Source organism: Providencia sp. AGC89 (genome assembly GCF_053543535.1).
The window spans coordinates 1-9,588 of the sequence record NZ_JBIXLP010000016.1; the positions used below are offsets into that span (position 1 = coordinate 1).

Sequence of the window (9,588 nt, forward strand, 5' to 3'; positions counted from 1 at the left end):
TCTTTGCCCGCTAAAATCGTCGTGAGGATTTGCTTTTCCATCTCCCAGGTACTGGCCGTCACGTAGTGTTGTTGGGCCGCCCCTTTACCACTGGTCACGGGGATGATGGTTTTTTGGGCGACTAAACGGTCAAAGGCTTTCCCCAGCGATTGACTGTCGAGCGAGTTGTGTAATGGTAACGCTTTGGCAATCGCATCGATGCGCGAGAAAAAAACTTGACTCTCTTGCGCTAATGTCATGCCTTGTTGCAGGGCTTTTTCGGGCTTAGACAATAACGCTTCCGTGGCTTTATCGGCCGCTTGTTCAATGGCTTTGCTGTCTAATCCTTCAACCCCCGCTAACTGTCGCGCTTGCTGATAGACTGGCGAACGCGATAAACGACGCTCAGTTTCCATCTTATCCAGTGGCGTATACACGGTAATATGTTCACCACTGCGTGCAGCGGTATTCAGTAAGGTCGGCTGCGTATCCCGCGCAGACGCGGCCAATAACACTGTGCCCGTATCGTTAGCCTGTTGCCCTGGCGCGGTAACATAACCATAATCGGCCTTGATACCGTCCCGTACATCAATACGGTGCGTTTTGCCGTTGAAATTGACCATAATGGCGTTTGGCATAAACCCCGATACCGTGACCCTGTCACGTGCAGAGAGCTTATTTTGCTTCGCCAGTATGGTTAACTGTTCACCTTGGGCGATTTCCATCGTTTGACGCTGATACGCACTCCACTGACCATCAAATTGCTGCGGTTTCATCACCTGTTTTTGCCCTTGACTGTCAAGCAAGGTGACGGAACGGGTTTCAGGGGTGACGCGGTCAATGGTAAAACGCTCAACCTCTTTTTTGTCCGCATTCCAACGCTCCATCACCATGCCTTCACGGTAGCTGTCGATTTGCTTGCGAGAATGGCTGTCGAGCCACACGGGTTTGAGCTGGGTCAATGTCACCGTTTTTTCACTGAGCATTCCGCGCTCGGTGAGCGTTTGGCGAATGGTATCGGTCACGATTTTTTGCTCCCGAATTCCACTGACCTGCGCAACCACGGGTTTCATGTCGCTGTGCAGCTGCGCGTAATCCGCCGCCAGTGCCGCATAACGATGATTTTTATCGGGTATATGCGCGGTTTTCACCGTCAAGACAGATGAAGCCTCGCCTTGAAAACGCGGCACTCCCGCATCTTGTAACGTTGCCAACACGTTTCCCGTGCCTTTGCGGCCGCCACTGTCCATCATGAGCACTTGCACATTGGCAGATTGCGCACTTTCCAGTAGAGATAAGGCCGATTTCAATGACAGTTTTTCGGCATTGGCAACCACCAAAGTACTGTTGGGTTTAAGCGGTTGACCGTCACCCAGGGTCATTTTCGGAACATAAGCAAAACGCTTATCATTGGCAAAGGCTTGACGACTGGTTGTATCAAGGGTCATCACCGCCACGTCACGCCCTTGTGATTGGGCCATCGTGACACCGTCTAATACCCCGTCTCGCTGAGCTTTACCAAGCCCTTGACTGGCCACAATCGCAATACTGGGTAACGTATCGGCTACTTTTTCCATCACGGGACTGAGGGCCTCTGTCCGCGCCTGAAAACTGACCGTGCGGTTATGTTGCTTCATGTCGGTGGCGATTTGTTGTAACTTCAGCTCGTCCATCAAATGAATGGACGAGGTAAACAACCCTTTTTTCTCATCCAGTGGAATAAGTTGACGCTGTTCAATCGCCACATCGATGGCTTCACGTACCTGCGCTATCATGCCCGCACGGGCTTCTAAACCACCTAACGATTTGGCGAGCACTTGGCTGTAGGTCATGCTAAGTTGCTTATCACTGAGTAATGCGATGGCATCGGTGACGGCGCGGGTAATATCGGGCTGTATCTCCCGAGAGGCATCGCCCATCTTGCCTTTGGCAAGGCGCTGCTCGGCTTCAGCGTAAAACGCTTTGCGTTCTTCAGGGCCAAAGCCATTTTTATCCAAGCGGTCAAACCAGTCAGTTAGCAATTCACTTTTTTCAGGGGTTGTTTTCGCCTGACGGGTATCGAGGGCAGCCACATCACGAGATTTGAGTGAGGCTTCATGCCCCACCGCATCAAGGATTTGCTGACGACGTTGAGAGAAGGGCGTTACAGGAACACCATCCATTTCCCACAAACTATTACGTCCTGCGTTGTGGGTTTTAAATCCCATCCCTTCAATCTCTTTACGCAGTGTATTTTGATAGATTTCCCCTAATGCGATCCGTAAATCATACAATGCTTCACTGAACCCCATTTTGCTTCGTGTATCGCTGGATAACGTGCGCCACTCACCATTGTGTTCTGTCATGTTCATCACAAGTGCATGCGTATGGAGCTGTGGATCATGCTCCCGAGACGTATCATGGTTAAATGCCGCAACGACAAGGTTTTTGGTCATTTCCAGTGATGTTTTACCTTCAACCATCATCCGTGTAGAGGCAAGAGCTTCTACTTCATGGAGCGCAACCTCAACGGCACGATTATGAGCCTCTATCATCCGTTTATCGCCCAGTACAATACCGAGAACCGACACGCTTTTAGGGGCTGAAAACGTTAAGTCATGCCCTTCACGGTGCGCATTTTTACCGTTTTCCATGCGTTCAAGACTTTGGCCATTGGGTAAGCGCCCTTCAAGGATCTCACCTAATTGGTCTTTAGTGACTTCGCCTTCTAATCCCAGGGATTTAGCACCTTCACCCATCCAGCGGGCTTCAAGGTTGCCGAGAAAATAATAATTGTCTTCATGGGTATAATAATTTGCCGCATTATTGGCAATCGGTGCAACAGTCAGCATCACCACATCTCCGGTTCATCATGATCATCATTTATGTGTTTTGGCTTTTCTTGGGAAGGTTTGGGTCGGTTAAAAATTTCCTTTTCGTCCTGCCGCATGCGCGTGTAACTGTCATACAGGTCTTGTGGGTTTTGTTCCTCATCAATAACGCGTCCGAGAATCTCCCCTGTTTCGGTGTTCACTTTGACGCTATCAATGATGACCTCCTGCCCGCCTTGGTTTTCCGGTGAATTGTCGGATGCTGCGGTTTCCGTTGTTATCGGCGTGGAGCTTTGTGTGACTGACTGCGATGTGAGCTCAACGATAGACTGTGGTTGAGTCTGAGCCACTTCCGGAGCGATATTGTTTTGTGCCGTATCAACGTGTGTTTCAATCGGTTTGCCGCTAATTAAGCTATCAATGGTCTGATTGACCACGTCAGGAAGCGCTCCTAGGCTTAACCGCTCGTCAATTTCAGCTTCAATCTCTTGGTCTAAGCTGTCATTGATTTGTCGGGGAATAAATTCTTCCGCGATGACTTTCAGCTTTTCGTATTTCATAGCAAGTTTAATGACCGGGTAGTCCCCAGGAAGCGTGATATAACATGTTAAATCGTACAGTTTTTGCACATCGGAGTAGTTAACTAAATCCACATCTTCTTGTTGCTTACTAAATGACACCCCGTCCCGCACGGTTTCAGGACCAAAACTGTATTGCTCGCTCGCCACTTTTTTACGCGTTTGCCCCAGCTGCCCTCGTACCCAATTGGCGATACTTTCATCGGGTGAACGAAAGAAAAAACGGGTATTGAGTAAATCCATCATCGCATCAGCATTTTCATTCCCATAAGTCACATTCAGTTGAGCCTTGTTCTGAAAACCAAGGATAAAACAACCGCCAAATTTACGACCTTGCGATAAGATAAGGGGTAAATTCGGTAACTGATGCAAGGAAATCAGCTCGTCATAGATAAACCACACACGGCGCTCTCGGTTATCGCCCATTTCCAATAAGGTATTTGCGGCTTGCGATAACCACATGGAAATTAACGGTTTTAGTGACTCATGCTCCCGCTCATTACTGGTGACCCACAACCAACCGTGACGTTTTTTCGGTTCATTGACGGTTTTCATCCATTCACGGATAGCAAAAGGGGGTTTGCCATTACGCTCAATTCCTTGTAGGTAACGCAGGGCTTTGACGTAATTGGTCAGAACACCGCGAATAGAAATCGCGGTCTTTTCTACCTTCTCTTCCATCAAATTACTGGCTTCCGTCCCCGCCACATACGCGCGTAACGTTTTGAGATCAATGGCCAGTAACGTCCGTAATAACTTGTTATAACTGCGCTTTGGATCAGCGCCCAGTTTTGAGGCCACCGTAGTGAAAATAGTACGCGCTGAGCCCGTCCAAAACGGATCTTCCGAGGTGCTTTGAGGTATGAGCGTATTAGATGCACTGTCAAAATCGGGTGTCGTGACACATTCACTCCATAAATCCCAATTTTCACATCGTTTATCAAGCGGATTCAGTAACTTATCGATATTTTCATTGTAATGCTGTTTGATTAACGAACACCCTTTATCATAGACAATCACCATATCGCCTCGCTTACGAAGCTGAATAAGTAATTTATTCAGGGCATTGGACTTTCCTGACCCTGGCGTACCGTGCATCAACATATTTTGGACTTCACTGTTGAGCTTCAGGGGTAATCCGTCAAAAGTAATAGGTGACGCTTCGCGTCGTGCATGAAGCAGGTTACGAACGGACTTAATATCTTCAGTTAATGTACGCCCACCAATCACATCATCATTCGCTTGACGCTTACCTAAGCCATGAAATACTCGGTAGATGACAAAAAACAGCACAATAATGACAATACACGCCCATAATAGGGATAATCCCAATTCTTGTAGCACGATATTACCGGCATAGATCATGTAATCGTCTTTTAATATCGCATCTGAGGTAAACCGATAAAGTTGACCATCAAAATCCACTTCATAAATAGGCGCCACGCGATATAAGGCTTTTTCACCGCCTGCGGTTAAATATAACCACCAATATAATCCACCATTTTTAATTTCTTGTAGTGGCACTTTAAAATAAAAAATAATCGGGAAGATCATTAAGAAAAGCAGAATAAGCCAAAAGGATATTCGCTTATTGACTTGCATGAACATGCCGAGCATATAGCTAAAGACTTGTCCACCCTGCGTAATATGCTTGGTTGAACTCATAATATAATCACTCTGAAAGTAAAAGGAAACCATAGAGGATAATGAATAACCTCTTCATTATTTCTTATTTGACATTATCGATGGAGAATTAGATTCTCAATTAAATAAAACGGTTTTTTTCAATTTATTTAACGTAATCATTTCAATAAAAAAATATCACACAAAGAATTTTGCGTTATAAAAAAGAATTGAGTTTAATTAAAAATGAATTTCACTCAATTTCATTGAGATTTAATTTTTCCTTTAAAATAGGTAGATGTTCCTGAGTTTGAGTCGCGCACAATGTCACCCCAAAATCACGCTCTAATTCAAGTAACGTAATGAATTGCCCGATATTTTCAGATGACAACAATTTAGGGCGTCGGGTGAGATAGTCACTCATCTTAGTCGAATTCAAACCGTGCTCACCAAAATAGGTTAGGTACTCACGAATATAAGCCTTATCAGACTGATTCGGCTGTTGATGACCAATAACATACCGTGCACATTGGGTAATAATTTGTTCGGAGTAGGGACTTTTCATTTCATGACTTAATACGGTGTGGGATAATAGTAAAAGTGAGCTCAAAAGCACGACTTTATTAAACATTAATTTTTTCATTATAACCTCGGTTTTTATAGGCATATCAAAGAATGGAATAATTCACAAAATTAACTATCGGGGACGGAACAACTCTTGGCGTTCGACACAACACACACAGTGCTGAACCCCAGGTAACGCCATCCGACGAGCCAGCGGGATATTGTCACCGCACTCAACACACACTTTTGCACTCTGCCCCTGATATTGAGCACGTTGACTCAATCTTAGAGACAGCAAAAAATCGCTCTCAGCTTGAGAGACATCAATTTCATCAGCCATTGGAAACCTCTTGAGACGAGACAGTCTATTCCCCTGAAAAATTTATTATTTAGGGGAATAGACTGTTAACAAACGAAGTGCGTTAGGATTACACAGATTACAATTGATCTATTTCCTTAAGTTTTCGTTGATTTTCTTTCTTTTTATCTTCATCGTCCTCCATCTTTATATTTTTATCTACATAGGCAATAAGCATGTTTTCAGATTCATAATTTGAATTCAAAATAATTATTACATTATCTTTTTCAAATTCTGAGTAACGTGCTCCAGGTGATGGTTTCGTTTTTTTTACCAACTTATATTTTTTATTTAATAGATCAAAAAAATAATCATATTTACTATTATTGTGACCAATAACTAAATATTTAACAACACCACTTTTTTTATCGAAGCCAACCCCAGCACTCCTTACCCCCTCAATTGGCACTTCACTTGGATTTAATATGAAATTCCCATTATTGTCTTCGACTACATTATATTTTTTTAAGACATCCTCTTTTCTGTCTTCATTTATCGTAATACCAATCACAGTAACATTGGCAAACGAAAAAAATGAAATAAAAAATATTAACAGTATACTTATCGGCTTCTTTATCATTTACGCTCCTTATTATTGTTAATGGCAACGGTAGGTGGCCAAGTCGGTTGCAATTCAACCCGCTCTTTTAAATTATCATGATCGGGCAGTAATTTTTGATTTTCTTTTTCCTTAGCAAGTCCTTCTTCGTGTTTTTGTTTCTTGTCTTTGTATTCTTGCTCGAGTTCAACTTGTTTTTGTTGAATTGGTCGTTTTCCTTTATCGATATATTCTTTTGTGGATTGAATATCTCGCTCAATTTGATTTTGTTTCGTCTCGACACTGGATTTCACATTATGTTTAACCTCCGCATCATCCGCTAAACCTTGAATAACCTCATTATTGGCATCATGTTGATAGCGAATATCCCCTTCTGACATCCCGCGATAACTCGATTCGGTATTGTCCATGGATTCAATTTTGCCATGGTTATTCGCGTAATCTGATTTCAATTTAGGGAGCAGATTGGTATCGACAAACTGTTTCGCCAAACCATCCAACTCTTTAGCAACCATCGGGTCACTGGTGTTCCCCAGCAATTCATCCGCGCGGTCAGGCGCATATTGGCGAACAAAACTGGCAAATTGCTGATCAAAGACACGGTCAATTTGTGCGCTATTATTTTGGGCCCAGCTCGCCATATCGCTGTATTCTTGGCTCTTCGTTTTATTCAAGGCATACTGCTCATGATAAGTGTCTGCAACATTGAGCGAGGCGGCGAATTGTTGGATATGGGAATTTGCTTCATTGTCATTTTGGCTCGCACCGGTTGTCACGCTGTTGCGGTCAAAATAATCCCTTGCCTCTCTAAATTGCTGTTGTAACTGTGCATTTTGGTCATGACGCATGTCTTTACTCTCATTACTGGATTCTTGCGTACCGTGTGAAGACCCCGTTGAGCCGGAAACATTGGCATCCCCATAAACACCAACACCACCAATAATTCCTTTAAATGGTGAATTTAACTCCCCCTTAGTGCCTGCTGTTATCGTTCCCCTAGATGTTTTGTCCATCAATTCATTGAATGACGCTTGTGTCGTCAACCCATTCGCTTTGCCATAAGACTCAGCAATACTCCAAATTTTATCCATGGCAGCTTGACGATTAACACCTTCCCCACTATCACTTTGCTTCGATAAGGTTGCACTATTGCCATTTTGTGTATGAAACTGCGATAACATATTCCAACTGCTGTTCACCGCATGTTGGTTCATTTTCTGAGCATTCATTGCTTGCACTTCGGCATGTTTAGCACTTTGTTGTAACGAACTTACCGCGGCGTTACTGCCTTTAATGGATACAGCCAGTCGCGACATCGCGCCACTAATATCCATGACTTCTTGGCCACTACTGGTTACCGTGCTGCTTGCCCCACTGGCCAGTTGCCGTGTCATCTGACCATCACGGAAGCTGGCATTGGTATCCCATTTATTGCCAGCTACGTTGCCTGATTGCATATTATTAAATGACCAGTTTCCGTCCGCTGCTTGTGAGGAAGTGGCTGTCGCCGAACTGTTGATGGCGGTGCCTAAATAATTCCCCGCTTGTGCGATTGCAGGACCTAGCCCTCTCACTATAGCAACGGCAATAAACGGTATCGATATAGATAGCCAACCGGCAATTAACCCGATATCGCTGTGCATTTGTTGGATACTGGCTTGATTGGCCAGATTAAAATCCAATCCGCCCGTTTTTCCTCGCAAGTAAAAACTGGTCGCGTAATTTAAAATGGCAAACATCGGTGGCCAGGATTGCAGGTAAATAATGGACATGATGTAGTTGAATAACATTTTGACCGATAATGAGTGAATGACCGCCAGTAAGATAAAGATAGGAAAGAGCGCAATCACTAACGACAATAAAATGGTATTCAATATCGGCACAAAGGAAACCGCCACTTGGGATGACGTCGCCCAACTTAATCGCATTTTATTGTATGACGACGTGGATGCGAGGTTCACTAAACTGGCGGTATCGCCGCTTTGCGCACTGTAAGCACTGATACCGTTTTTAAGCGCGTTCATCACCACGGAATTTCGCATCAACTGACTGGCGGTTTCTGACCCCTGGTAATAAAAGTTATAGCTATCGCCCATCATATTACTGTACAACACATTAGCATCAGGACGGCCACCAAAGATTTGTTTCACCATGTAATTCCAGGTTTTTCCGCCCGTTTGTGTATCGATATTGAGTTTTGGCATTAAGACATGTTTTGCTATATCTGCACACGTCCAGAAACCACTTTGTGCAACACCATTAGCGCCAACGGCAGCAGTGTTACCGTAGGGCACAATAATGCCGCGTAACGGGCTTGGTTTTTGGAAAATGAGCGTGTAAGGGTCACGGCTACTCATCAGCTCTTGGAATGAATATTTATGGTTAATTAAAATATCCCCAATGACACAGTTTTTGGTGTAAAGCCCCATCAATTCCGCCAAATCACCATCAACCATCATCGCATCACTGAGATTTCCGACCAGATTTGCCCCAAATAACATGCCGGTTTTACTGTAAGTCAATGAATCAGGGGTATGGAATATCATGTCATACAACTCAGTCAATCCCGTTCCAATCGAGGTAATAAATTTAGCCGGTGCCGCTAACCCTAACGGGACATTATCGACTAAATAGACCCCCGTCGGGTTGGTACGGTCAATAATTTGCACCGTCCGTTTGGGTACTAACAACACACTGGAGACCAATACAATCATCGCGGTAAATTTAATTAGCTCTTTCGGGTCATGGGCTTTCATAAACGATATCAGTACCGATACCGCAGAAATCGATAATACAATGCGGAACATGGAGTCCCACGTATCAGAGCCTATCAATGCAGCGACACCGTTGAATACTTGCATCATGTATTCACCGCCGCCGAGCACATAGACGGTATCTATCACGGCCATATTGCGGCTCCTTTATTTTTGGGTTTCAGGGGTGACGATATTAAAGCGGGTGTTTTGCATAAAACGTTCTTGCAGCTGACTGGAGGTTTGTTGACGCAAGTAACTCATTTGCCGCTCCAGCTCAATCAAGACATTGGCTTTGGTATTGACCATTTGCTGCAGGGATTCCAATTGGCGTGAGGCTTCAGCGATATTTTCCCGTAGCGGT

The 9,588-nt window shown here is 44.4% G+C and carries 6 protein-coding genes and 1 pseudogene; all 7 read right to left on the reverse strand.

The window, feature by feature from the left end; all coding sequences use genetic code 11:
• On the reverse strand, positions 1-2,810 hold a 2,810-nt coding region (mobF, locus tag ACIPUA_RS05440), incomplete at its 3' end, for a MobF family relaxase (protein ID WP_449059401.1).
• Entirely contained in the window at positions 2,810-5,032 is a 2,223-nt protein-coding gene (gene traD / locus ACIPUA_RS05445; RefSeq protein WP_449059402.1) for a type IV conjugative transfer system coupling protein TraD, read from the reverse strand. The genes traD and mobF, both read right to left, overlap by 1 nt.
• A 211-nt stretch (positions 5,033-5,243) precedes the next feature.
• Positions 5,244-5,633, reverse strand: coding sequence for a hypothetical protein (locus tag ACIPUA_RS05450; protein WP_322958021.1), 390 nt, complete (start codon positions 5,631-5,633; stop codon positions 5,244-5,246).
• Between the two features lie 54 nt (positions 5,634-5,687).
• Positions 5,688-5,894 carry a TraR/DksA C4-type zinc finger protein gene (locus ACIPUA_RS05455; RefSeq protein WP_036965596.1) on the reverse strand — a complete coding sequence of 69 codons (207 nt, stop codon included), beginning with the start codon at positions 5,892-5,894 and terminating at the stop codon, positions 5,688-5,690.
• A 97-nt stretch (positions 5,895-5,991) separates the two neighbouring features.
• Positions 5,992-6,492: a hypothetical protein gene (locus ACIPUA_RS05460; protein WP_449059403.1), complete on the reverse strand. Its 501-nt coding sequence runs from the start codon at positions 6,490-6,492 to the stop codon at positions 5,992-5,994.
• Entirely contained in the window at positions 6,489-9,380 is a 2,892-nt protein-coding gene (gene traG, locus ACIPUA_RS05465) for a conjugal transfer mating-pair stabilization protein TraG (RefSeq protein WP_449059404.1), read from the reverse strand. Before traG ends, ACIPUA_RS05460 begins: the two co-directional genes overlap by 4 nt.
• Positions 9,381-9,392: 12 nt before the next feature.
• A pseudogene (locus tag ACIPUA_RS05470) lies at positions 9,393-9,588 on the reverse strand (conjugal transfer pilus assembly protein TraH); the annotation flags it as partial.